The following is a 23,909-nucleotide window of genomic DNA, read 5'->3' on the forward strand; positions in this document are numbered from 1 at the left end:
TCAAATCATTCACCTTTCGTGCTGGCTTCGTTGTTCGCAGTCGCAGCCGCTTGGGCGACCTGTTGGGCCATCTGCACGCCATGTAGGGCGGCACGGACTTGGCCGAGCGCCTTGTCGTTCATGGCGAGTTGGTCGTGGAGATTGCCGCGTTCGGCCAGCAACTTCACTTCGTTGGATTGCAGTTGGGCGATGGGATTTTGGGTCTCAGACATCGTTCTTCCTTTCAGGATTTCATCCTTATTTATGCGAGGGTTGTGGAAGCGGCTGTCGCCGCCTCCTTAAGTGAAGATTGGCATCTCGGGGTTCTCTCCGCCGCCGCCCGGTGGGATTTCCCCACCTCCGCCGCCGCCTCCACCAGAACCGCCACCACTGCCGACACCTGCGCCGGAGCCGGTGCCGACACCGATGCTCGTGGTGTTATTCTTCATCTCGATCACCTTGCCGTACCGAGCGGTGACGGATTGGGTGCTCATGTTGCCGACGTTGAAGTAGATCTGGACGTAATAGTGCCAGTTCCCAATTTCGTTCGGCCGATCCAGATACATGACCGGGATAGCGCCCTGCCATGTGTCGTTCGCCATGCCCGAACCGTTAATCTGGAAAGACGAGACCACGGTGCCGCCGTCGCCACCGCGAGAGCGGACTAGCTGGACCGTCGCGACGAAGCTCCCTGACGCATTGTGCGTGAACGTCGCCCACGAGTTGAAGACGATGTCGATTGGGCTGTTGGCCTTCTCGACGTTGATCCAGACGCCGTGGATGCGGCATGGGGTCGAGTTCGTGAGCCCGATGGTCTGCGGGTTGTAGCCCGCTTCGACGCCGGTGACTGTTCCGGTCAGCAGTTTCGAGTTGTTGATCGTGCCGGTCACCAACAGGTCGCCGTAAATTTCGACATTCGAGTTGAAGCGCACCTTGTTCGAGACGACGCTCATCACCTTGATCGGGGAGCCGCCGTTCGGAGCGACAAAGCTCATTTCATCGGCGACAAACGCGAGCGTTCCATACTGGCCGTTGTTGTTCGCTGTGATGCCGGTGATGTGGCCGTTCGAGTTTAGGGCCAGCGTCCACCGCGCGTTAATCCCGTTCGTCACTTGTTGGAGCGAGGTGATCGAAGCGGTATTGCCGCCGACAGTATTCTGAACGGTCTGAAGAGTCTGCGAGAGGGCGTTGTCGCCGTTGACCCGAGCGGTCTGTTCGGTGACCACAGCCGCCGCCGCATTCCCGACAGCGACATCAATGCCGCTGAGGCGACTGCCAAGGCTGAACCCGGCGCCGACTTCGACCTTGTTCAAGTCGAGAACGAAGGCAGACTGCCCGTTTCGGAATGCACCGAGGACGGCGAACTGCTGGGCGATGGACCCTGCCAGTGTCGAGCGAGCGGTAGCCTCATTCTGGATAGCGGACGAGTTCTGGCCAACGGTCGTCGCCAGTGATTGGCGTGCTTGGCTTTCGGCGAGGTCCGCTGCGGCCCGTGCGTTCGTCTCCGTCAGGACCGCTGCTGCGATGTCCCCGGCGACCTTAGCCGAAAGGGCTTGGCGAGCCGCCGTCTCCGCAGAGATCGCGTTCGTCCTTGTCGTCGTTTCGGTAGCGATGGCCGCTTCGTTCGCACCGATCCGACTGCCTTGCGTCGCCAGCGTTTGGGTGAAGGCTTCGAGCGCCGTGACGCGAGCGTTTTGCTCCGTCTGGATCAGGCCAAGGGCATTGGTATTCGCCGCGTAGATCGCGTTGAACCGTTGGGCCATCGTCTCGGTCGGACTGGCTTTGACCTTGTTGAGATCGAGGATGAAGGCGGTGTTGTCGCTGCTCTTTGCTCCGATCAGTGCGAGAGTGGAGGCGAGGGCGGTGTCGCCGTCGATGCGCTGTTGCGCTTCGTTTTGAATGATGGTGGCGAGGCCGGTCCCATCTTCGAGGTTGGCCAGCGCGTCCACGACAGCCGTGAGGTTGTCCATGCGGAAGGCCTGATTGGTGAGGCCGAGCGTGGTGTCGATGATCTGTTTGGCGTTCAGGTCGATGTCGCTGAGGGCGCCCCGAAAGCGGTTCAGCAGATCGTCACCAAGTTCGCTGACCCAGAGGAGTTCGTTCACGATCTGGGTGGGATCGGTGCTGATCCCGAGGTTCTCGCCGACGCGGATGACGGCTTGATCTAGAGCGGCGGTGACGGTGTCGTCCTGCTCCTGCATCCGGAAGAGCAACTGCCAGACTGCCCGGTTCAGTTCCTCTTTCGTGAGGTTCGATCCGTTGTGGAATTCGACGAGGGCCTGATCGATCGGTGTCTGACGCCGAACGAGAACGACGGCACCATCGGGAGCGACGTTCTTCAGCCGGAACCGGCTATCGCTGATCCAATCGACATAGGCGCGAGCGCCGTTGACGGTGACTGTGATGTGGCTGCGATCCAAGTAGGGGACCGCTAGGTCGAACTCGCGTTGGCCGTTTTCGACGATGTATTGGTATTTCGTATTGTGCATCCGTCCTTTCGTTTGGGCATGGCAAAGCACCCGACCGCTTTCGCAGCCGGGTGCTCACTCTTTGATTTGTTATTGGGCGGTGAAGTCGAACATGGCGTCGAGCGCGTCATTGGTGACGCCGTAGCCTCGGGCCTTGTTCTGGACTTGCCAGTCTTCCCAGCCCTTGGCCTCACCCATCTCGACGGCTTCTGCGCCACCGGTGCGGTTCACCATTTCCGTCAGTTCGGGGTATTCGCCCCGCTTGATCGCGGCACGGGTCCACTTGCCGAACTGGCTCACCACCTTCTTGATTTCGGTCGCACGCTGCGGATCGCCCATGTCGGCGTACGCCGGTGACTCGATCAGTTCGGTGAGGGTCTCATGCATGTTCAAGCCCGACACCGGATGGCGCCAGACCTGACCCTGAATCTCAAGCACGCGGTTATGTTCGCGCGGCGTCATCTTCTGACCGTTGAACCGGGCCTGCGGTCGCGATGCGATCTTCAGTTCCGGGTCGAGATCGGCCAGCACCGACACCTCCAAACGGACCATGTCGGTCGTGCGTTCGGAGACCCGAAGCGGCTGGACGAGACCTTCGAGCAAGCCGCCGTCCTTGTCCGTCCGAATGATCGGAAGCCCCAGCCAATCGCGTTTTTCCGGTAGGGTTTCGGACAGCTTGGGGAGAACCGCCTTCAGATGTTCGAGGAAGCCTTGGGCCTCCCGCATGACGGGGTCTTGGGTGTAGGCGGTGTTGCGCACGATGGCCGGGACCAGTGATCCCGCAAGCTTCTTGGCGATGTTGGCGCCGATCTGCTCACCCTTGTTGGTGTCGTTCGACGCATATGCGGGATCGAGCAAGTCCCAGAAATCGCCAATCCCTTGCAACGCCGCCTTGTTGACGATGTTGTTCGTGATCGCGGACATCACGCCCCCGGCGATACCGGCTAGGCCGTCGTCGTCGAGTTCGTAGTCTTTGAAGATTTGGGACATGTCCGCGACCATGCCGAGCATTTCGGCGACCGGGGACAGGGTCGAGTATTGGAACCAGCGTCCACCTAGACGGATCGAGTAGGACTTGATTCCGTCCTGCTCTTCAGCGGCCGAGCGCTTACCCACCAGATCGCCATTCGCGAACAGCAAACCAGCGGTGGCCATGAAGCCGACGCCGCTCACCATCCGAGCCATGACCATGTCTGCCTCAGCGCCACCGCGTGAGAGCGAGCGGTCGAGGCCATCCATGGCGGCGAAGTAATTCGCGAAGCCCTTTCGGTTCTCACCGATGAAGCCAGCCAGCACAGGGTTACGGTCGAACATTCCGGCGCGAACCAGATTGACCGGCGTCCGGAGGAACGGGACGTAAAGAGCCTTGAACAGCTTGACCGAGCCGATGAAGCTTTCAAACTTCCTCAGCGTGGGTCCGCTGTTCTGGAAGGTCATCAGGCGGGCGTAGTCGTTGATCGCTTCGTGCAGATCGACCGATGCGAACATGTCGGCGGCATCCTGCAAGAGGGTGTCACCGGCGTAGCTCTTCGCGGGATCGTAGCTTTCACCAGCTTGTGCGAAGGAGGCCTTGGCTTGCTCGAACGCCTCAGCGGTCGGGCGATCCTTGATGGCGTGAAGGGTCCGTGTGAACTCCTTCTCCGCGTCCGCGCCTTTCAGTCGGGCAGAACGATAGCTCGCTTCACGAACCGCGAGGGCGTTCATCTGCATCCGGCGCGTCATCACCTTCGTGAACTCATCCATCCCGAGTGAGGGACGAATGCCGAGGGTGCGGAGGGTTCCGTAGACGCCGGTCCCCAACATGTCAGGGATGGAGCGGAGCAGGCCGTCGTTCTTCCACTTCGTCCGTCTGGCGGCGTTGTATTCGAACGGGATCGCCATGGCGTATTGCCCCACGGCGTTCTCCGGATCGGTGACTGTGCTGGCGGACTTGAAAGCTTTGAAGCCTGCCCGGCTTGCGTCCATGAAGGACTGGTGGATGCCGAACACGTACGCATTCGCTTCGCGCCACGTCACACCCTCCGCTGATCCACGACCCCCACTGAGGCCGCGACGAAGCGGGCTAGTGATCGCGGCGGCGATGTAGCGTTCGCCAATCGTCATGCTGGCGTGCAGCACTGAACCGATGGCGTTTCTGACGGCGGTGGCAGGCGTCGAGAGGTAACCCGAGACCATGTAGTAGGAGACGTAATCCTCCCAACCGAGCGCCCGCATCTGGCGGATCGCGTCCTTCATGCCTCTGGCTCCGCCCTGCTTGTGAGCCTTCTTCAAGGCATCCATCGCATCGGCCATTCCGCGCTGACCCTCGCCGCCACCGAGTGCGGAGTTGAGGGCGTCCATCTGCTCTTGGATGTCGTTCATCAGACGGGCGCGCTTCTTCTGCATCTTGAGGATGTTCAGGGCGCGGCCGACCTCGGATTTCGATCCCGCAGCCATGGCGTCGAACATCGTTGCGACATTCAGTTGAGCGGCGATGGCGGCGATCTCGTCAGCGGGGGCATTACCCGCGCTGAGCTTCGGTTGAATCTCGTCGATCAATCCGACCAGATGATCGGTGTGCTGGATCGCGATGGTTTCGATGGCGTGGATTTTGGAAGCTAGCCCGTTGTCGCCGGTGATGTCGGCGTGGGCCTTGATGGCGTCGGATACCGTGATCCCTAGCGTAGCCTGACGATCTCGAACCGATTGCCAAGTCTGTTTGGCGTCGCCTGCCGCGTCGTAGAGCGGCTTGAAGATATCGGCCATGACGTTGGTCAGAACCTCGAACTTGTCCGGGTCATTCGCCAGCTTGTCGAAGTCGAAGATGTCACGGTTCCAGTGACCGCCTTGGCCTGCGTCGTCGGTCACTTCGACCGTTTCACGGCTGAGGAATCTGACGAACTGCTGGATCTGATCCGGCTTCACGAATTCACGTAGGCGATCCAGATGCCCGAGGGCCGCTTTGACCCGTTCTGGTGATCCGACCACGCCCCAGTCGACTCCATTCCACGGGTCGTCTTTGGGTTCGGCGCCAGCACGTGCGCCAGCGGCGTCAGCTTCCGGCCCATCCATGCGGGGGCCGTTCATGCGTGGCTCTTCCACGCGCATGGGGATCGCGGACACCGGACCCTGCTGGGTCGGGCGGAAGGTCCACTCATCCATGGAGAGGGCCGGAAGATTGATCCGGTCGGCCGTGTCGAGTTCTTCGCGAAACGCCTGACTGACCGTAACTTCATCCGATTGCAGACGAGGTTCAGTCCGTCCGCCGATGACACGACGAGCAACCGATCCGGCGCCATCCATAGCGCCTTGGAAGGCGGCGCCAGCACCGGCCGAGAGAAGGGTTTGCTTCCAGTCATATGAATCCTGCGTCCCGCCGACTGCCGAGGCCTGCGCCATCAAGTCAGCCGCACCGGCGACAGCGCCTTGGATTGCGACACGAGCGCCGATGGAGGAGCCCCCGGTCACGTAAGATGTCGGATCGAGAGCAGCGCCGGTGAGGGTGCCACCCAAGGCGGCCAAACCATGAACAGCCTTGCCAGCGATGCCGCCTTCAGCCTGATACCAAGGGTCGGCGTCGGATGTGGCGGCGAATGTTTGACGGCGGCTGCGTTCGCTCTGAACCCATGCATTACCGCTACGACTTGTCGTCTCGCCATCGCTTACGGCGTGGTCGCCGATGGAGGCCAAAGCACCGACGATGCCGCCAATGGACTCGAACGGGTTTAGATTGAACGACCCGGATTTGCCCGCCTTGATCATCTCGTGGGCGTTGGTCCCATCCCTGTATCCACGGCGGAAACCCTCGACGACGAACGACGTGTTGACGGTGTGATTGAACACGTCGCCGAACCGCTGGAAGGCGTCACGCTTTGGAGGCGTTCCGAGTGCGCGGGCGGCCGAGGCTCGGGCCGATCCAGCTTCCGGGTTGGTCCCGTAATGGCGCTGGATGGTCTGTTGCCTGATGTGGTCCGGGGTTCCTTCTTCGAAAAAGAAGGTGTGTCCGTCCGGACCGGTCATTCTGATTTCGGCCATAGGCCTCCTTGGTTAGTTGATGATGTTGCCGTTTCTATCGACACGCGTGGTGCTTCCGCCGCTGGTCGTGGACGTGCCGGGCGCGCGGGTTGATCCGTTGCTCGCAGCCGCCGTCTGGCGAGGAGCGTTGAAGCGCGGTCCATATTCGACGACGATTTCGTCCGCAGCCGCCATTGGGGCTTTGCCAGCGGCGACCCTGCGTTCCCACTCGATCATAGCTTCGGCGCCGAGGCGACGACGTTCCGGTGTCGAGAGTTCGACCGGACCTACCAGTTGACCGATGGATTGCCCGACATAGCCGCGAGCCACGGTGGCGGTGCGGCGCTCTTCGGGAGGGACGCCACGATCTGCACGTGATCCGCTGGCCGCACGGTTCTTCAGTTCGAGATAGGTGCGGGTTGCGGATCGGCCGGTGCCGAAGCGTCCAGCGCTATAATCGCGGTCGAGATCGCTGGTGATCTTGCTGAAGTTGGGTTCGGCGACGGCGAAGCGGGCCATGTAGTTGAGCGACAGGTCTTCGTTCGCTTCGCCCTCTAACTGATCGTTCCGAAGGGCTCGGAAGGCGTTCGTCATCACCATGCCCTCGTTGGGTTCGAGGACGCCGGTTCTGACATTCTCGTTGATGATATCGCTGACATCGGCGCCGCCTTGTGCGCGGGTCCAGAGGTCGAGTGTGAGGTCTTCCTTGGCTTCGACGCGGGCCTTCTCCGTCTTGCGTTCGGTGTCGCCTTGGACTGCGTCGATGGCGTTGAGGACGCGAAGCTGCTGAGCCGGGGTCAAGACCGAGGCGCCGGGGGCGCGTTGACGGCGGACCTCTTCCTTGGCTTCGGCCACGGCCGGGGCGTCAGTTTCAGTCGCAGCCGTTTCACCGGCCGGAGCGGGTTGACCCACGATGGTTCTGGGGTCGATGCGTTGGCCGTTTCGGCGAGCAGACCAGTGAAGGTGAGGTCCGGTGCTGTTGCCGGTATTTCCGGAAGCGGCGAACTCCATGCCCTGTGTGACGGTGTCACCGGCTTTTACGTTGATACGGTCGAGGTGCGCGTAGCCCGTGGTCGTTCCATCCGCGTGTTTGATCAACACGGTGTTCCCACCGCGTCCACGCGGTCCAGCGAACTCGACAACACCAGCGGCCGGAGCCTTCACCGGCGTCCCAATCGGAACTGCGATGTCTAGCCCGCCGTGATTGGTCGAGGCACCAGCTAAGGGAGCGGCGCGCTGGCCCATCCCCGAGGTGATCCGGCCCATCGGCACAGGGGCGATGTAGGTGGTCGCTGCGGCCGGGGCAGGCTTCGGCGTCGGTTCAGCGACGGAGGGCAGGGGAGCCCCTTCAATCGCTGCGATAGGGGCGGTCGTGGCCGTTTCATTGGCACGGACATCTTCGATCTCTTGAGCCACGTCGGTGGCCCGGCGTGTGTCGTTCAAGGCGTGGAGGCCGGTGAGGTCGCCGGTCTCCGTCGCATAGGCGATGACGCCGTTGACGATCTCGTCCTGAACCGCGACGCCGTCCAGACCAGCGGCCTTCATGGTATCGACGACGCCGATCAGGTCGAGGTTTTCGCCACGAGCCAAACCGGCTTGGATTTCTCCGACCGTGTTACGGACCATCTCCTGATCGGTCTTTGTCTTGAGGATGCTATTTGCACGGGCGTTCGTCTCATTCGACCAACGCATCAGCCGTTCGCCCACACCACGTTTCACGTCGGGTAGGTCATACACATCCGAGGTCTCGGCGATGAACTCGCGAGCGCTCTCCGACATGTACGCCTCGATCTCTTCGACCGTGCTGCCTTCGTTGATCATGCGATCCAACTCTTGCGCGGTCTCGGTCTCATACTTCGTCTGACGGGCTGCGGCAGTGACGCTGAAGTAGGCGCGCTGATAGGCGACCGCCTGCTGTTGCGCGGGGTCCATTTCACGGCCTGCGCTGGCGTCGGTCATACCATCGGCATAGGCGACTTCCGCCGTCTGGCGGGTCTTCGCGATATCCGCTTCCTGATAGGCGGCGTTCGCCCCTTCAAGCTGTTTGAAGAAGCGGTTGATCTGTTCGACGCCACCGTCTCCACGATAGGCGGAACGCATATCCGAGCGGACTTGGGCGTCTGGTGTCCGCGTCTCACGACGGGTCGGAGCGATGGCGTCACGGTTCTCAGTGACCCGGTCTTGCGCACCACGGCGCGTGTTCGATCTCGATAGATCATCAGCCATTATTTCGGCCCTTTCGCTGCATCAGCCTTGGCGATCTGAAGCGACTTGCCGCCGTAGTAGGCCTGCGCTCCCGAGGTCGCGATCCGCAGACCGGCGCCCAGAATGGTGGGGCTGGTGTTGCGGGAGTGCATGGAGTTGGCTTCCGCGATGGCGGCGCGTTCCTGCGTCTCTGCGTTCAGATTGGTTCGTTCTGTTGCGAGGCTGTTTTGCATGAGGCTGTCGTTCAGCATCGCTTCCACGCTGCCACCGATATTTAGCCCTTGTTGCCCGGCCGCGACCTTGATGCGCGCGGCTTCCTGACGGGCGACACGCTGGCGGTCATTCAGTTCGGCGGTTTGCGCGGTTTTGATTTCGGACTGGGTCGTCGCAAGCTGCGCATCAATGGCGCGCTGCTGGTGTTTGGCTGACTGCATTTCGCCGATGACGCTCGTGGCGGTGCCGACAACGGCGAGAGTCACGCCGACAGTAATTGGATCACAGATTGGGTGGTCCCTCCCTCGTTATGCTGAAAAGGTAGAAGGGGCGCTGCTCGCGCCCGTGGTGAAGATCGACGGCTTCGATCTCAAAGCCCGACCACAGGAGCCATTGGAGGCTCTGACTGTTTCGGGCGTCGATGTGGTTGTAGAGGCGCGGCCATTGTTCGAGGAGATCGAGCACGTAGCTGCGGGTATGGCGAGCGACGGCTAGGCTAGCGCTGCGGGTCGCCATCCCGGACGTTCCCAGCATCCAGATGATGCCGTGGCCGTGGTCATCCGGCGCTGCACCGAAGATGCAGAACGGTACGCCGTCCTCACAGATCACCCATGCGAATTTGGACATCATCAGGGACGAGGTCAGCAGCACGAGCGGATCGGGATCGCCCAGAGTGAGGAGCGGATTGGTCGCTCGCATCTCGTCCCAATCGGACGGTCGGAGGTTGGCTGCGATGTGTTCGAGCCACGCCATAGTTTGCTCGTCCGACGTGTCGGCGAGGTTGTGAAAAAAGATCATGCTTTCTGGGGATCGCTGCTATAGGGCGACCAGTTTTGGGGGGCTGGAATGAAGCTTGTGGGTTGCGCCGTGATGGCGCTCACTATGATCGCTGGGGCTGCGAACGCGGGGGACTGGCGTCTCACGACGGCCAACGTCAAGGGAGCTATTGGCGTTGATCTTGAGACAGTGCGGGTAGGCAGTCCGCGCCGCGCGTGGACTGTCGTGCTTTTTCCTGAGACAAACTCAACGGGCGCGGATTACGCCCTCGTTCGAGTTGAGGTCGATTGCGTAGCTGAGACGATGGCGAAGACCAACTACGCCGTTTACAACGCGGCTGGCTCGTCGATTGAACGAAACGACCGGTTCGAGTCGTCCAAGCCCGTCATTCCAGACTCCGGCGAAGCATCCATCCTTGAGGCTGTTTGCTTCAACCGATTCACGGTCCCCGCCTCTAGTGGCTGGACCAACGTGAACGAAATGCTGATCGACTACCGCTCGACGCTCGAAGACTGACCGTCCGAAGACGGTCAGCTTGAGCGAGCGCGGTTGTGATACTGCGCCTCCCACTCCGCACTGACGAAAGTCGATGCGACGTGGGTATCGTTGACGATCCTGATGATCGCCGTCGTGTTCTGGCCCCACACCTGAAACCGATAGGTGCCGGTGTGATAGGCGGGCCGGTTCAGCTTCAGACTGTCCGCGCCCAACACCTTGCCGGTGAACTCCGCCAGCCGGGATGGCAGGATTTCTTCGACCGTCTCATCCAGACCGTGAGGGCTGACGATGGTCTTGAAATAGGCCGTGTCGGCGTAGGAGATCGAGAACGTGCGCAACTGGGTGCGGCCGGTCGTGATCGCTTCGCCGCGCTGATTGCGGACGAACTGGGCGGAGAACTGGAACTCAAACGAGTAGTTCGCTCCCGCCACGACCGCAGCGTGATGATGCTGCCCCGGCACTGTGACGACGTTCGTATCCGTCCACTGGTATTGGGTCGGATCGATCAGCGTCTCGCGCTGTCCGCCAAACCCATCTCCTCGCACGAGGCGGAAAGACGGGCGGTGGGGAACATAGGGGAGGGTGAACTCCGTGCGATCCGCGACGCTCGAATAGACGCCGGTGACCACGGTCTGACGATCCAAGTAGATCTGATTTGTCGTGGCCGTCGTGGTGGCTCCCGCTTTCAGATTGGCCCGCTCTAGGAACAGGCCGTCCGGACGCTGGATCACCAGATAAAGGATGCCCTTCAGGTACGCCGCTGAGACGACCTTCACCCCTTCGCCAAGAGCCCATTCGTGCCATGCCGCCTGAGCCTTTTCGTCTGCTGAAGTCCAATGGAACTGGTAGACGAACACCTTGTTCGGCGCCCCATCCGTCAGGACGAACAGAGCGCTGAGATCATCAGCCGGTACGATTTGGCTCACCCCGCTAGGAATGTAGTTATCGACATGGGCGGTGATGTCGGCGGCGGTCGTGGCGTCGCTGCCAGCCAGCCGGGTGTATTCCCGAATGGTGGCGGACTGGCTCCCATCGACGCTGAAGTAGATTTCAGAACCGAGGGGCGCGAGCCCAGCGCGGGTGTTCACGGTATAATTGGTGGTCGGCCGGATCGCGAGAGATGCGGCTGTGACGCCAAGTTCGCCGAAGCTAAGGCTGAACTGCGTCTGATCGCTCGTCAGCAGGATGCCGTCGTTGAATGTCACGGCGTCCATTAGGCGCGACACCCGTGTGGAGGTCGCGGACATGTCGATCACGTCGCTCTCAAGATAGTCGATCTGGCTCATGCGCCAGAAGTTTCCGAAATCACCAACCACGCTCATCGCGCAGTTTTCATCGAACAAGAACGACAGGCGGTTTTGGAAGAAGAAGACCTTCCGGATCGAGCGGCCGATGAAGCCGGGATTCGGGTTGATCGTCTCGTCACCTACCCGGCGCGGCGCCCATGAGAACGGCGCGAAGGTGAATGTCCCATCGGCTTCCGAGATCAGGGCGTGAGGCATGGTCAGCGGGTTGATCGCATTGATCAGGCCCGGCTTCAGACATTCGTCCCAGACCCCCTCATTGAAACGGACATAGTAGGAGGTGAAGCTAGAGCTTTCGTCGCCTTGGACGCGGTAGATCGCGCCCTGTGTTGGCGTTGCTGGAAGCTTGTCGAAACGCTGGACGGTGCCGCTGAGCGATCCCAAGACGGGGTTCGGATCGTACTGATACGCAGTGCCGGGTCCGTACTCGACGCCGTTCGCATCAATCCCATTTCGGCGGCTAAGCCAGATTTGGTATTCGACATCCGCCTCGGCGTCGCTCCCGATGGGAGCCATCGCACAGGTCTTCGTCCGGTTGGTGATGAAGGTGTAGTCGGCGACGGAGGATGCGGAGACCTCAGTCTGATAGTCGGCGATCCCGTTGAGGTAACCCCAGCCACCCGGCGCGTTCACGACCCGCTCGTTTCCAGTGACGGTATCGAAGACTTTGATCGTGCCGTTCGCGATTATGGCGACGTACTGTTCGTCCGTGTCGCGGTTGATGGCGTGGACGAAAGCGTTCGAGGGAGCGCCGTCCATCAGCTTCTTCACGTGCTCGGTCGGAGCGCGTTTCGAGAGGCCGTTGGCGATGCTGGACCAACCGTTGATCTGCGCTTCAAGCTGATCCGGTGAACGGACCTGAGCCGACTGCTGCGACACCCCGCCGTGAAGGCTGGGGATCGAGCGCACGAGGAGGCTCAATGAGACCTCCAAGCCCGGCGACGGCTTGTCTTCGCGGCGAGTTCAGGACTGGCGCGGAAGGCGTTGATGTCTGCGGCGGCGGTTTGGCTGCGCTGAAGCGCGATCCATGCACGCTGTTCGTCGCCTTCAAGGATGCGGTTCGTGGCAGGATCGCCAACCGTCTGGGCTTGGAACCGGCGACATGCGGCGGCGGTCGCGTAGCTGCGAGCGGCTTCCGGCAGGGCTTCGAATTCGAAGCTCCACTTCACCTTCACGCGCACCGGCTGGCCGATGTTGAATGTATGGTTGGCGGCGTCCCAAAGGGCGAACGCCGAATGATCGGGGTGCTGGCGCGGGGTCAGGTCTTTGCGCGGTTCGGACGGATCGACATCTTGGGCGCCCAGCGGGATGAAGACCACGCCATCCACGTCAGGATTGAGCAGATAGCCGTCGTCGGTGTTGAACTTGAAGCCCCACTGGCAAATTTCGCGGACCACCTTGCGAAGGGTGTCGAGGGCCACGTTCTGATCGTGAAGCTGAGGGGTGATCGCGTTGACGGGCGACTGACCGATTGCCAGCAGCATCGAGTTGACGGCGGCGAGTTCAGAAATAGGAGTGGCGTACATCGGCCTCCTTCGTTGGGGATGAAAAAAAGGCCCCGATCCGGGGATCGAGGCCTTCGTTTTGGTCGGCTTAGGCCGGTGCGCCGGTGCGCAGTTCCACCGCATCGGTGGCGCGCAGGACATTTGTGCCGCTCATGTAGCGACCAACAATCAGGTGGCCTTGCTTGTTGATCTGCTCGTCGTGCTGGATCGACACGTCTTGGACTTGCGCCGTGACGATTGCGTCCGGGGTCCAAACGACGCCAACAGTCTTGCTGAAGTCACCTTGGTAGCGCGGCAGAACGCCAACGGTCGCCGACTGGTTGACACCGAACGGGGCAAGGTTGGACTTGACGATCTTAATGCCGTCGATGGTCGTCAGAGCCATATTGCGAACGTCGGCGGTGCCGCCGTTGTAATCACGGTTCAGGTTCTTATCGGACTGCTTAAGAAGGTAGAACTGCTGGGTCGAAACCATGCCGTAGATGGGCTTCGTGTCCACATCGACATTCTTCAGGTCCATGACCTTCTTCGCTTCCGAGAAGGCGTCGAACAGCTTGGTGACATTGGTCAACAGGGCTGTGTCGGTGACGTTGCCGCCACTTTGGCCCAGCTTACCGGCGTCACGAGCGGCCTTGATCAGAGCGCGAACGGCGTTGGCATCGAAGTGACGAGCGAGGAAACCAGCAATTTCGTCGGCGTAGGCCGAGCGAACATCGTAGTGGTTCATCGCTTCGTCGATGTCGGCGATGAAGACACCGGACACCAGCTTGTCGTCTGGGGTCACGATGATCTCATCGTGCGGGATGTTGTCGCCCAGAATTTCAGTGCCGGGTTGGTGATAGCCACCAGTCGCCTGACCCATAACGGGGTAGCGGTAGGACTTGCCGCCATTCAGATTCACGATGCGATGGAGACCGCGCATGATCGTCTTGGTTTCGTACGTGGCCAGAACCTCTTTGCCGAAAAGTTCTAGGAATAGGGCGAGAGTATCGCCAGCACCGGCCTTCTGACCGGGGCGCGAGGGAGTTGAATTAGCCATTAGGCTCCTTTGATTAGGGTTAGATTCCCGATCATTCGGAGTCCGCTGGCGAGCAAGGTTGTCGGAGTTACCGGCCTCATCGCAGCCGGATCGATCCGTTGGATTGTGGGATAGGGTTTAAGCCGGGCTTTCACCGGCGCCGTCCGAGGACGGTCAGATCACGTCGCGCTGGATCAGGGCGGCCCGGCCGTCCGGTCACGATGACGCGGCGGGCTAGGTCTTGTGGATGCGATTACGCGACTGCGCCTACTTCTTTGGAACGCCACAGTTTCTCTGCAACGTCCTGACGATAGGCAGGGTCGGTCTTGTAGCGGGGGTCGCTAATAGCTGCTGTAATCTCGGTCTGCGAACGGAACACATCGCCATTAGCGGGACCGCTCTGGCCTTGCACGAAGCTGCCCTCGTTGGGCTGAGCGGCCTTGAACCGGCCGACCAACCACTCGACACCTTGGCGCTGAGTAGCAGGGGTATCGACCAGCTTGTTGTAGGCGGCCATATCCTCGTCAGAGAGGGCCTTCGACGCCCACGCCATCGCCGCATCAAGCGTCTTTTCGTCACCGGCAGCGGCGAAAATGCTCGCGGATTGTTCACGACCCAGCGCGGCAAGGCCGTCCATGTAGGTCTGAATGATGTTCTTAGGGACGCCCAGTTTCTCGATCTCGGCAATGGCCTCGTCAGTCGGCGCGCCGTTGGTTTCGGCATACGTTTGGGCGAAGGATTCGAATGCCTTCGTGATCGGACTGGCTTCCGCTTCAGCTTCAGCCTCGCCTTCAGACTTCTCGATCTTCAGATCGATGGGCTTCTCATCTTCCTTCTTCGTGTTGGAAAACTTTTGTTCCAACTCGCTGTAGGACTTCGCCAGATCGTCGATCCTTATCTCGCCCTTTTCCGCATCCCAGAACTTCTCCGCGATATGGGCGGGGCGTTCGGGCTTGTCGGCTTCGGTGATCGTATCAGTCTTCTCAAGGCTGGCGCGGTATTCGGTTTCGCTCATCCCTTCCGGGAAGGCGGTAGCCGGGAGATCGGTAGTAGTGGCCTCAGTGGCCGTGGTCTCTGTTGTCATTCAAATCCTTATGAGGGTTGGTCTGATGCGGCTTTCATTGCCGCGTCCATGAAGCCGGGAGCCGCCGCTTGGGTGGCCTGCGCCATCATGGCTTGCTGCTGTTCCTGCGCCTTTTGCTCATCCGTTTTCAGAAGAGCATCCAGACCAAGGACGCCGTGTTCGACGCCCAAGCGGGTCAGCAGATTGGTGATGTTGAATTCCTGCGCGACAGTCGGGTTCGACAGCATGGCAGTGGCGTCGGAGATGAAGTTCCGAAGACGGTTCACCTCAGCAGCGCGGCCTAGTGCAGCCAGACCCGTGAGTATCTTGGGCTTGATCGCGTCGGGTACGGGCGGGATGCGGTTCTGCTGGCCCGCGATGTAGAGGTATCGGGTTGCGATGGGCTTCTGAAGCTCGTTTGCCAGCACCGAGAAGGTGCCGCCCAGAGTGTTTTCCAACTCCTCCGACGAGGCTCTGATTTCTTCAGCCGTGACACGCTCTGCGTTCCGGAAGTTCTGGACGAGGAAGGCGCGGTTGACCCGGTCTTCGGTCTTGTCCGCGACCGTGACCACGAAGGCGAAGTCTTGGCTCTTGTTCAGGCCGATGGCGCCGACATCATCGGTACGGCCTAGAACGAAATCACCCGAGCTAGCACCGGCGAGTTCGGCGATGTCAGCGGTAGAGTTGGGGTCCACCATGAAGACGGTGCGGCTGGCGAGCGCCGCCATTTGCACGGTCGATTGGTAGAGGTCTTCGAGCGACATCAGGTCGCCCATGTATTCGGTGACGTGGCCGCGTCCGTAATCGCTACCGGGAACGGCGAGCCAACGCGGGGCCAACCATCCCGACTTGTCCTCGGGCGCGCGGCCTTCGGTGCCGGGGAGGCGTTTGCCGTCTATCTCCTGCCAATGGGTGACAGTGCCATCGCGCTTTTCAACGACGGTGTAGAGATCGACTTGTTGCTCCTGTTTGTCCGGATCTACCTTCACGGCAATCAGGGCGCGGATTTCGTCCGATAGGGTCGAGGGATAGACCTTCTCCTGAACGACGATATCGACCCACTGGCCGTAGGCGTCGCGTTTGAGCACGAACTGATCGAGCCGGTAGAGTCGGGGGATGCCGGTGAGGGGGAAGTGGACGACGACATTCCCAGCCACGATCAGTTGGCGAAGCACTTCCGCCATGATCGGTCTGACATTCCGCTCCTCCATGAGGGCGGCGGTCGACTCACTGACCTGCGACAGGAGGGCGTCGGTCGTGGCCTTGTCGGTCTGAAGACCGGCTGCGGCGAAGCCGTCCAACTCCAAACGGAAGAAGGGGACCGAGACAGGAAAGAGGGTCGAGTGCAGGCGGGCGGCCAGCGATCTCAAACCGTTGGCGCCGACGCTCTGATAGGGCTGTGTCGGGGTATAGTGTTCGTTCTGGCCCGCCTCTGGAACGAGGCCGGGGATGGTCAGTCGCGCAGCTTGGCGCGCCTTATCCAGAACGGACGTGCGGGCAGAAGACAGCGCGCTGAAACGCGCTGCTGCGGTCTTCATGCGTTATTTTTGTGCTTTCAAAGTGAGGGCTCTTCCGGCCAACCCAAGGGCTCCCGGAAGCTGGCTCAGCGTTTGCCCGAGTTGGGCGTCACGCGACGTGGACGATCCACCGGGCGCCAAGGGATTGCTCGGAGCGGCGGAGTTCGTCGGCGTGGTGTTGGCGGTCGATCCACCGCGACGGATCGTCAGCGACTTCACCCCGCCCTGTCGGGCGCGGATGATCGGGTCGAGGCCATCAAGCCACGGGTTGCGAAGGATCGCAGGGTCTTTGTCGGCCGTCGCCGATGGCGTGACGACCTTAGGTTTCTTGACGATGCAGATGGCGCGTCTCCTCAGATGGAGTCGGGGCGCTGGACTGACCGTTCAAACTCTCGGCGGAGTTGATGCACGAGGTCACGGCGTCCGGCCTCGAACATGATTTTTTCGATAGGTTGGTCGGCTTGGACCCGAGGCTCCGGACACAGGGTGTCGAGATGGCGCAGGAGGTCTGGAATGTTTGTGGGGAACTTGTCCCTCGCGCCGTGTGCGGTTGGCTGATGACGGCTCATACGCGCTGCAACTCGTTGACGGCGTAGTCGCGGATCGCCTTCACATGGACCGTATGAGGGGCCTCAGCGTCGGCCATCATTCGCTTCGAACGAGCGACTTCCTCGTAAGGGTCGAGGCCCACGGCTTCAGCCATGACGGTGGCGGCGAGAAAGGCCGCGCTGATCTGATCAGCCGGGTCTACGTCTTGAAGACGGGCGAGTTGCGCGAAGGCCGGTTCGCGAAGGACGCTGACCCGACTGCGCTGGCGGACGGAGCCGCGAATGAGTGAGAGAGGAAACATATTCAATAGGTGCTAGTCGGCAATATTTGGTTTGATGCAGTGATCAGGCGAAAAGATATTGGGAGGTGAGGACGCGGTTGATGTCGAAACTTCCCAGCGCTGGGACCGGGGGCAGGGTCGCCGCGATCTCCTCGGGTAGCTGTTCGGCGATCTCGTCCCTGAGCACCTCAAGCCAGTTCGTCTGGTAGAGTTCGACGAAGGTCTCACGCAGGATCGTACCGAGTTCGAAGGCGCGAGCGGCGTGGACACCGAAGCTGTCATGGACGACGGCGAGCGCCCGGATGCCCCGGTCGTAGCAGCGGTTCGCCACGCTCATCAGATGGCTGGCGTCCATGGCGTGAATGAAATTTGGACTGATGCCGTTGGCCTGACGGCGGCTGTCGAGGCGCTTGGTCTCGTTCTTCACTTGCAACCTGAATACCTTGCCCCGGTGGGTGACGTTCACGGCCCCGGACTTGCGGCTGTAATAGCTCTGAAGGACGGGCAGGCCAGTGGGTGTAGTCCATCGCAAGGGCAGGCCTGCGGAGGTCACGATACGGGCCACGCTGCGGAGCCAGTCCATCGCGCTCGACGCCGCCACGACGGTGCTTTGCAGGCCCTCCCACATCGCAGTGCTCAGATAGAGGGAGGCGGCATAATTATCGCCGGTGAGATAGGGTTGGCCCGCGCCGTCCAGTTCGCGAAGCGTCTGGAAGATCATGTCGTGCATGCCATAACGCGTGGCGCTGTAGACGTAGGTCATGACCGGACGCTTCGCCATTTTGCGGCTGACCTTGTCACGCCAGACCGCTGCGATGGGATCAGCGGATTGATCAACGGCGGCCTGCACGAGGGCGGCGACTTCCGCATAGATGTCCTGCGGCTTTTCGCTGGGTTCGAGATTGACCGCTGCGGCCCCGATGGGATCACGGAGCAGGGCAGAGAAGTGCTGAAGGCCTGAGTTGGAACCGTCGAGCGCCACCGGCAGATGGCTGATGAAATCGGCGCCTTCACGCACATATCCCGCCCATTCCACGCATGCGGCGAGCGCCATGAAGGGGCTATCGGCGGTGGCCCAGAAGCGCTGGCCGTCGAGCGGATCATTGGCGCTGTCGAGGATTGCGGCTTCATTGGCGAAGACCCAATCAACGCGCTCGTCGAAGCTAATCTTGTCGTGGCCGAACAGGTTGGCGAGGTGGACGGCGAGCCAGTGGGCGCCCGCGTCCGTGATCGGGTGACCTTCAGCGAATTCCAACAGGGACTTGGCGAGATCATCGCCTTGCGGATGTGGCCCGCCAGTCGCGAGGGGATAGACGCGGCCACGGAAATCCAGCGAGTGCGGGAAGTAGATCGCGTCTTCGTCAGCGAACTTCGCCGCTACCCATAGGCGCTGGCTCACAGCCAGCCGCTTGCTCACAAGCTTCGAGTTGCGGTCGTGGACATCGGCGGCCTCGCGTTTCCAACGGGCCTTGGCTGTTTCTTCGGTGTCGTAGTTGTGGGGTCGGCCGGGCAGGGGCTCGGGATTTCTTGCGGGCAGATCGCCCAGCACGCCGCCTCCATCCCAGACTTCACGAATGACATTGAGGATCGGGGTGTTAATCCGCCACGCCGTCTCTTGGATCGCGTTCACCGCGTCATAGACCGCAGGCATCATCTGATGGCGGAGGTCTTGGTGGTATGCGGCGTTCGCCTGTTTGACCAAGCGGGTGCCCGGCTGACGGGTGACGTAGCCGCCTTTGAACGGGCTGGACCAACGACGCGGCGGGATCACCATCGGAAGGTTGATCGGTTCGAGGAGTTCACAGCGGGCGTGCTGCTGCTCAAGCCATTGATGGACCGCCTCAGTCGGACGGACGTATTTGGTTTGCAAGCCCCGGCTCTCGATCACGAACAGGCCGGTGGCGTCGCAGAATAGCTCGATGGCTTTGACGCCAGTGCGGATGCGGGTCGCCAACGGGAACGTCCGATCCACGCCCAACCGTTCGAAGATATTCTGGATCGCGCGGCGCTTCTTGCTGCTGCGGACGCCGGTCTGCTGATTTCGCAGGACGCCTTTCGCGGCGTGACGGTTCGCCTTCGTGAGGTTCGCCATCTGGATATGTTCGATGATGGCGTCGGCGACCGCGATGGCGGTGGCGGTGAGTTTCTTCTGTTCGACGACGGCACTGAGGATCACGCGGCCGATCAGGTAGGCGGCCTCTTCGGCGCCGATCTCCGACAACAGGTACGCAGCCTCTGGCGTGCGGGCGCCGCCACCTTCGTTCACGCGGTCGGTGAACTCGCGGATCGCTTCTGCGGTAGGTTGGAGGGCGAGCCGGAGAAGCTGTCTGCCCGGTGGCAGATCGGCTTCCTCATCGGCGGCGCTGGGATCGTTGCGCCACGGCAATGGGCGTCGGCTACGGTAGCGGCTGGAACCCAGCGCGCGGCTCTCTTCCTCCAACGCGATCTGGCGTTGGAGGCGGTCTCGAAATGTCTCTTCCCTCATCCATTATTTAGCAGGATGGGGCTGATCTCAGGGGTTAGCTCAACTGAACACCGTTGGTTGAATCGCTAGCCCGTGCCATGAGGCGAGCAGGGGAGGGCAGCTATGCCACTTTATACGATCACGAATGTGCCTCCGGCTGAAGCAGTTGCACCGACCGCGCTCGCAGACTGGACCGCCCTAGTCGTGGCGATCACTGGATTTACCGCTGTGGCGGTTTGGCCAGTCGTGGTCGTGATTGGAATGATTTCATATCGCATGCCGCTCAGTCGGTTCATCGACCGGATCAGAGCTGCGAAAGCATTCGGGGTCGATGTCGATACGGATGTGGCAAAATTGGCCGTGATCACCGAAGCGGTGGAAGTCGAGGCTGCGGTGGAGAAGGCGGAGGAGGCCGCTGACGCTGCTGAAACTGCCGATGTTGTTGCTACAACGGATAACGCTCCAACTGCCCCGGCCGAGACCGCTCCATCCGACGCGTCGCCCGAAGGTGCTTCGCCGGTAGGGTGGAATGACCGGTCGAAATGGGTGTTGATGGAGCATGAAGCGCTGCGCCGCTTCCTAGAAGCGTCTCCTGACCCAGCGATCCCATACGGGCTTAACCCGAACGTCCACGTACGGGCAGTGTGGGACGAAGTCGGCGTCGCGCTTCGGCAGTTAGCTCAGGCTCATGGAGCGGGTTTCGGAAGCGTCCCTGTGAAAATCAGAACGCTAGAAAGGCGCGGAATTTTGTCGCCGACTCTAGGTACGCTGCTGATCGAGCTCTACCGCTATAGGTCGGAAGCCAGCAGTATGACGCGGGAGTTCACCGCAAAAGAAGCACGCCAGATCAGGGCGAGTGGGCGCACCGCCATTCGGGAGTTGAACGATTTGTTGGCCGCAGGGCCGAGCATCCCACCTCCGCCTTCACCCCCTCCGCCGCCCCACACCAACTAGATTAGATGGCTGGGGAACCGCTTGCGCACCCCATCAAATCCGCTACAAGGTCACTACAAACTTCGTCTCTCAACTTCGGTTCGAGCGTTGTTTTTAAAGGCGTTTTGGGCAAAATCTGGAAATCCTAGTTCCCCAGCCATCGGCCGACAAAGGTCGGCGCCGCCGAACCACTTCACAGCTTCAGCATTATGATCTGCACCAGGGCTTCCGTTCGGACGCCCGGCTGCCTAGCTTGACTGCAGACTGCTGCTGAGGAGAACGACGATGGTCACCGCCCGTGAAAAACGCCTGGCCCCGCTGAGGACGCCGACCAGCCTGTCGGAGGAGGCGACGCGCGATATTTCCGCCGCGTTGACCACGCTGCTGGCCGATACGTTCGCCCTCTACATCAAGACCAAGAACTTCCACTGGCACGTGTCGGGGCCGCATTTCCGAGACTATCATCTGCTGCTGGACGAGCAGTCGGCCGAAATCCTGGCCATGACCGATCCAATGGCCGAGCGCGCGCGCAAGATCGGGGGCACGACGCTGCGTTCCATCGGTCAGATCGCCAGGGAGTCGCGCGTGTTGGACAATGACGCCGACTATGTCGATCCGCTCGACATGCTGGCCGAGCTTCGCGATGACACCGGCGAACTGATCGGCCGAATGCGCGAGGTTCACGATCTGTGCGACGAACATAACGACATCGCCACCGCCAGCCTGCTGGAGAACTGGATCGACGAGAGCGAGAAGCGCGTCTGGTTCCTGTTCGAATCGGGACGGCGCGGCAACGGCTGAGGAACCGCAGCGCTCGCGCCGTCTTATGTATCATCGATAGTCCATTCGCAGACGGCGCAGGAGAGGCGTGTGAAGCAGGGAGCGGTGATCTGCGGATTGGCGATGGCCAGCGCCCTTGCGGCCTCGCCTGCGTCGGCGGACATGTCCAAAGCGTTTGGAAACACGATCGTCTCCCACTATCCGAACGGACAGTGGGTCAGGCATTATTTCGAGCCGGACGGGCGCTATACGTCGCAGTTCTCTGACGGGCGGCGGCTGAGCGCGCGCTGGTCGGCCGAGGGAGACAAGATCTGCCTGAGCGGCTTCAGCCCGCGTCAGATCCTGCCGCGCTTCTGCAGCCGGATGATCGTGGCCGATATCGGCGATACCTGGCTGGCGCGCGATCCGCTGGGGCGGTCCATTCGCAACGAACTGGTCGCCGGACGCCGCTGAGCCTCTTGCCCTGACCGCCGTCACCCTCTAGAGGCCACGGCCTGCCCATGCGGATGTGGCGGAACTGGTAGACGCACTAGATTTAGGTTCTAGCGCCGAGAGGCGTGGAGGTTCGAGTCCTCTCATCCGCACCAAAGCAAAAAGGCCCCGGAGCGATCCGGGGCCTTTTCTTTATTGTTGGGCCTACCGCCCTTCGGGCTGCTTGAGGCCGTGTTCCGGGGCTATCGCACCTGCGCAATAGGCCCCAGAACTTTCGCTTAGCGTATCGGCGGGACGGGCGGCGGCGGTGCGTCGCTGTCCGTTTCATGAACCTCGATCAGGCCACGACCCAGGTGGCTCTTGCGATAGCCATACAGGAAGTAGATCACCAGGCCGATGCCGCCCCAGATCGGCAGCACCATCTTGGCGTCGTGCGGCAGGTTCCAGAACAGGAAGGCGCAACCCAGGGCGGACAAGGGCGCGAACACCCAGATCAGCGGCGTGCGGAACGGACGTTTACGGTTCGGCTCCTTGACCCGAAGGATCAGCACGGCCAGCGACACCATGAAGAAGGCGAACAGCGTACCGGAGTTCGAGATGTCCGCCAGTTTGCCGACCGGGAATAGAGCGCCGGCGATAGCCACCGCGACGCCGGTGCAGGCCGTCACGATATAGGGCGTCTTCCACTTGGGGTGGATCTTGGTCAGGCCTTCCGGGAGCAGGCCGTCGCGCGCCATCACGAAGAAGATGCGGGTCTGACCATAGATCATCATGAGGATGACCGAGGGCAGGGCCAGCAGGGCGGCGGTGCCCAGGGCGTTGCCGATCTGCGGATGGCCGATCACGCGCAGGACGTGGGCGAGGGCCTCGTTGGAACAGACCAGCATCTCGCTGTTGGACGGCAAGGCGCAGGCGGCGACGAAGGCGGGCGAGCCGGGTTGGACGGCTTCGCCGGCCGCGCCGAGCACCGGCTGAGCGCCGATGGCGCCAGCTGCACCCAGGGCGACCAGCAGATAGAAGACGGTGCAGATGGCGAGAGAGCCGATCAGGCCGATCGGCACGTTGCGTTGCGGGTTCTTGGTCTCTTCGGCCGCCGTCGAGACCGCGTCAAAGCCGACATAGGCGAAGAAGATCGAAGCGGCGGCGCCGACGATTCCCATGCCCGAAGACGCGCCGAACATGCCGTTGGGCGAGAAGGGCGACAGGTTGGCCGTCTTGATCACCGGCAGGGTGATGACGATGAAGACGGTCAGGGCGGCGACCTTGATAAGCACCAGAACGGCGTTGACGCGCGCCGATTCCGTGGTCCCAAGCATCAGCAGGCCGGTGACCAGCAGGGCCACGACGATGGCCGGGATGTTGACGATCCCCGCCGAGAAGTCGGGCGTGGGGATGAAGCCGTTCATGGCCCAGGTCGGTCCGGCGGACAGAAGGTCAGGGAAGTTGAACCCCAGCCCCTGTTCTATCAGCCCCAGGACATAGCCAGACCAGCCAACCGACACGGCGGCGGCGGCGACGGCATATTCCAGGATCAGCGCCCAGCCGACCGTCCAGGCCAGCAGTTCGCCCATCACGGCGTAGGTATAGGTGTAGGCAGAGCCCGAGACCGGGGCCATGGCCGCCAGTTCGGAATAACAGAGCGCCGCGACGGCGCAGACGGCGCCGGCGATGACGAAGCTGACCATCATGCCCGGGCCGGCTTTTTGCGAAGCCGCAGCCGTCAGGACGAAGATCCCGGTGCCGATGATGGCCCCGATCCCCAGAAGCGTCAGTTGAATAGGACCAAGCGACCGATGAAGTGATTTCTTCTCGGCCGTGGCAAGGATCGCGTCGAGCGACTTAACGCGCCACATAAAATACCCCCACGGTTTGATGCAGCCCCTCGGCTGCTTGGCGCGGACGCTAGCGACGGATGAAGCGGCGCGCAACGC

18 protein-coding genes and 1 tRNA gene are annotated in these 23,909 nt (G+C 61.5%); 6 read left to right on the plus strand and 13 right to left on the minus strand.

Annotation, left to right across the window (positions count from 1 at the left end; all coding sequences use genetic code 11):
• Nucleotides 1-5: 5 nt before the first annotated feature.
• The 6 genes from AC3ISA_RS14220 to AC3ISA_RS14245 form a co-directional block, all read right to left on the minus strand.
• Nucleotides 6-212, minus strand: a complete 207-nt coding sequence (locus AC3ISA_RS14220; RefSeq protein WP_489178378.1) for a hypothetical protein — start codon at nt 210-212, stop codon at nt 6-8.
• 66 nt (nt 213-278) lie between these two features.
• Nucleotides 279-2,468 carry a phage tail fiber domain-containing protein gene (locus tag AC3ISA_RS14225; RefSeq protein WP_489178379.1) on the minus strand — a complete coding sequence of 730 codons (2,190 nt, stop codon included), beginning with the start codon at nt 2,466-2,468 and terminating at the stop codon, nt 279-281.
• 69 nt (nt 2,469-2,537) lie between these two features.
• On the minus strand, nt 2,538-6,461 hold the full coding sequence (locus AC3ISA_RS14230) for a hypothetical protein (RefSeq protein WP_489178380.1): 3,924 nt from the start codon (nt 6,459-6,461) through the stop codon (nt 2,538-2,540).
• 12 nt (nt 6,462-6,473) lie between these two features.
• Complete coding sequence (locus AC3ISA_RS14235) at nt 6,474-8,540, minus strand: M23 family metallopeptidase (RefSeq protein ID WP_489178381.1); 2,067 nt, start codon at nt 8,538-8,540, stop codon at nt 6,474-6,476.
• 125 nt (nt 8,541-8,665) lie between these two features.
• Nucleotides 8,666-9,124, minus strand: coding sequence for a virion core protein, T7 gp14 family (locus tag AC3ISA_RS14240; protein WP_489178382.1), 459 nt, complete (start codon nt 9,122-9,124; stop codon nt 8,666-8,668).
• A gap of 16 nt (nt 9,125-9,140) precedes the next feature.
• Nucleotides 9,141-9,656 (minus strand): hypothetical protein, encoded by a 516-nt coding sequence (locus tag AC3ISA_RS14245; protein WP_489178383.1) that lies wholly within the window; start codon nt 9,654-9,656, stop codon nt 9,141-9,143.
• A gap of 48 nt (nt 9,657-9,704) precedes the next feature.
• Between AC3ISA_RS14245 and AC3ISA_RS14250 the strand changes: the two genes are divergently transcribed.
• Complete coding sequence (locus tag AC3ISA_RS14250; protein ID WP_489178384.1) at nt 9,705-10,151, plus strand: surface-adhesin E family protein; 447 nt, start codon at nt 9,705-9,707, stop codon at nt 10,149-10,151.
• 14 nt (nt 10,152-10,165) lie between these two features.
• Here the strand turns inward: AC3ISA_RS14250 and AC3ISA_RS14255 are convergent, their stop codons facing one another.
• From AC3ISA_RS14255 to AC3ISA_RS14275, 5 genes are all read right to left on the minus strand, one after another.
• The gene (locus AC3ISA_RS14255; protein WP_489178385.1) at nt 10,166-12,358 is read right to left on the minus strand and encodes a phage nozzle protein; all 2,193 of its coding nucleotides are present in this window, start codon (nt 12,356-12,358) and stop codon (nt 10,166-10,168) included.
• The gene (locus AC3ISA_RS14260; RefSeq protein ID WP_489178386.1) at nt 12,355-13,065 is read right to left on the minus strand and encodes a hypothetical protein; all 711 of its coding nucleotides are present in this window, start codon (nt 13,063-13,065) and stop codon (nt 12,355-12,357) included. The genes AC3ISA_RS14255 and AC3ISA_RS14260 overlap by 4 nt, the downstream gene beginning before the upstream one ends.
• Nucleotides 13,031-13,981: a major capsid protein gene (locus AC3ISA_RS14265; RefSeq protein ID WP_489178387.1), complete on the minus strand. Its 951-nt coding sequence runs from the start codon at nt 13,979-13,981 to the stop codon at nt 13,031-13,033. Before AC3ISA_RS14265 ends, AC3ISA_RS14260 begins: the two co-directional genes overlap by 35 nt.
• A gap of 232 nt (nt 13,982-14,213) precedes the next feature.
• Nucleotides 14,214-15,044, minus strand: coding sequence for a capsid assembly protein (locus AC3ISA_RS14270; protein WP_489178388.1), 831 nt, complete (start codon nt 15,042-15,044; stop codon nt 14,214-14,216).
• A gap of 8 nt (nt 15,045-15,052) precedes the next feature.
• Nucleotides 15,053-16,561, minus strand: coding sequence for a portal protein (locus AC3ISA_RS14275; protein WP_489178389.1), 1,509 nt, complete (start codon nt 16,559-16,561; stop codon nt 15,053-15,055).
• Between the two features lie 529 nt (nt 16,562-17,090).
• Here AC3ISA_RS14275 and AC3ISA_RS14280 point away from each other — a divergent pair.
• Nucleotides 17,091-17,378: a hypothetical protein gene (locus AC3ISA_RS14280; RefSeq protein WP_489178390.1), complete on the plus strand. Its 288-nt coding sequence runs from the start codon at nt 17,091-17,093 to the stop codon at nt 17,376-17,378.
• A gap of 55 nt (nt 17,379-17,433) precedes the next feature.
• On the opposite strand, the gene AC3ISA_RS14285 is transcribed toward AC3ISA_RS14280, so the two are convergent.
• Nucleotides 17,434-19,854, minus strand: coding sequence for a DNA-directed RNA polymerase (locus tag AC3ISA_RS14285; RefSeq protein WP_489178391.1), 2,421 nt, complete (start codon nt 19,852-19,854; stop codon nt 17,434-17,436).
• A 102-nt stretch (nt 19,855-19,956) separates the two neighbouring features.
• Between AC3ISA_RS14285 and AC3ISA_RS14290 the strand changes: the two genes are divergently transcribed.
• The 4 genes from AC3ISA_RS14290 to AC3ISA_RS14305 all read left to right on the plus strand — a co-directional run bounded on the left by AC3ISA_RS14290 (nt 19,957) and on the right by AC3ISA_RS14305 (nt 22,133).
• A complete protein-coding gene (locus tag AC3ISA_RS14290; protein WP_489178392.1) occupies nt 19,957-20,787 on the plus strand; it encodes a hypothetical protein in 831 nt (276 codons plus the stop codon).
• Nucleotides 20,788-21,051: 264 nt separating this feature from the next.
• Nucleotides 21,052-21,567 carry a Dps family protein gene (locus tag AC3ISA_RS14295; protein ID WP_489178393.1) on the plus strand — a complete coding sequence of 172 codons (516 nt, stop codon included), beginning with the start codon at nt 21,052-21,054 and terminating at the stop codon, nt 21,565-21,567.
• 69 nt (nt 21,568-21,636) lie between these two features.
• Nucleotides 21,637-21,999, plus strand: a complete 363-nt coding sequence (locus tag AC3ISA_RS14300) for a hypothetical protein (protein ID WP_372691951.1) — start codon at nt 21,637-21,639, stop codon at nt 21,997-21,999.
• A gap of 49 nt (nt 22,000-22,048) precedes the next feature.
• Nucleotides 22,049-22,133, plus strand: a tRNA-Leu gene (locus tag AC3ISA_RS14305).
• 123 nt (nt 22,134-22,256) lie between these two features.
• On the opposite strand, the gene AC3ISA_RS14310 is transcribed toward AC3ISA_RS14305, so the two are convergent.
• On the minus strand, nt 22,257-23,831 hold the full coding sequence (locus tag AC3ISA_RS14310; protein WP_489178394.1) for an amino acid permease: 1,575 nt from the start codon (nt 23,829-23,831) through the stop codon (nt 22,257-22,259).
• Nucleotides 23,832-23,909: the final 78 nt, after the last annotated feature.

The sequence above is a fragment of the Brevundimonas sp. KH_058 genome (assembly GCF_057838505.1).

Bases quoted from the DNA above. Each gene is read 5' to 3' on its own strand.
- AC3ISA_RS14220 (WP_489178378.1), bottom strand. From the start codon at position 212: ATGTCTGAGACCCAAAATCCCATCGCCCAACTGCAATCCAACGAAGTG.
- AC3ISA_RS14225 (WP_489178379.1), bottom strand. From the start codon at position 2,468: ATGCACAATACGAAATACCAATACATCGTCGAAAACGGCCAACGCGAG.
- AC3ISA_RS14230 (WP_489178380.1), bottom strand. From the start codon at position 6,461: ATGGCCGAAATCAGAATGACCGGTCCGGACGGACACACCTTCTTTTTC.
- AC3ISA_RS14235 (WP_489178381.1), bottom strand. From the start codon at position 8,540: ATGCGTTCCGCCTATCGTGGAGACGGTGGCGTCGAACAGATCAACCGC.
- AC3ISA_RS14245 (WP_489178383.1), bottom strand. From the start codon at position 9,656: ATGATCTTTTTTCACAACCTCGCCGACACGTCGGACGAGCAAACTATG.
- AC3ISA_RS14250 (WP_489178384.1), top strand. From the start codon at position 9,705: ATGAAGCTTGTGGGTTGCGCCGTGATGGCGCTCACTATGATCGCTGGG.
- AC3ISA_RS14260 (WP_489178386.1), bottom strand. From the start codon at position 13,065: ATGCGGTGGAACTGCGCACCGGCGCACCGGCCTAAGCCGACCAAAACG.
- AC3ISA_RS14265 (WP_489178387.1), bottom strand. From the start codon at position 13,981: ATGGCTAATTCAACTCCCTCGCGCCCCGGTCAGAAGGCCGGTGCTGGC.
- AC3ISA_RS14270 (WP_489178388.1), bottom strand. From the start codon at position 15,044: ATGACAACAGAGACCACGGCCACTGAGGCCACTACTACCGATCTCCCG.
- AC3ISA_RS14275 (WP_489178389.1), bottom strand. From the start codon at position 16,561: ATGAAGACCGCAGCAGCGCGTTTCAGCGCGCTGTCTTCTGCCCGCACG.
- AC3ISA_RS14285 (WP_489178391.1), bottom strand. From the start codon at position 19,854: ATGAGGGAAGAGACATTTCGAGACCGCCTCCAACGCCAGATCGCGTTG.
- AC3ISA_RS14290 (WP_489178392.1), top strand. From the start codon at position 19,957: ATGCCACTTTATACGATCACGAATGTGCCTCCGGCTGAAGCAGTTGCA.
- AC3ISA_RS14295 (WP_489178393.1), top strand. From the start codon at position 21,052: ATGGTCACCGCCCGTGAAAAACGCCTGGCCCCGCTGAGGACGCCGACC.
- AC3ISA_RS14310 (WP_489178394.1), bottom strand. From the start codon at position 23,831: ATGTGGCGCGTTAAGTCGCTCGACGCGATCCTTGCCACGGCCGAGAAG.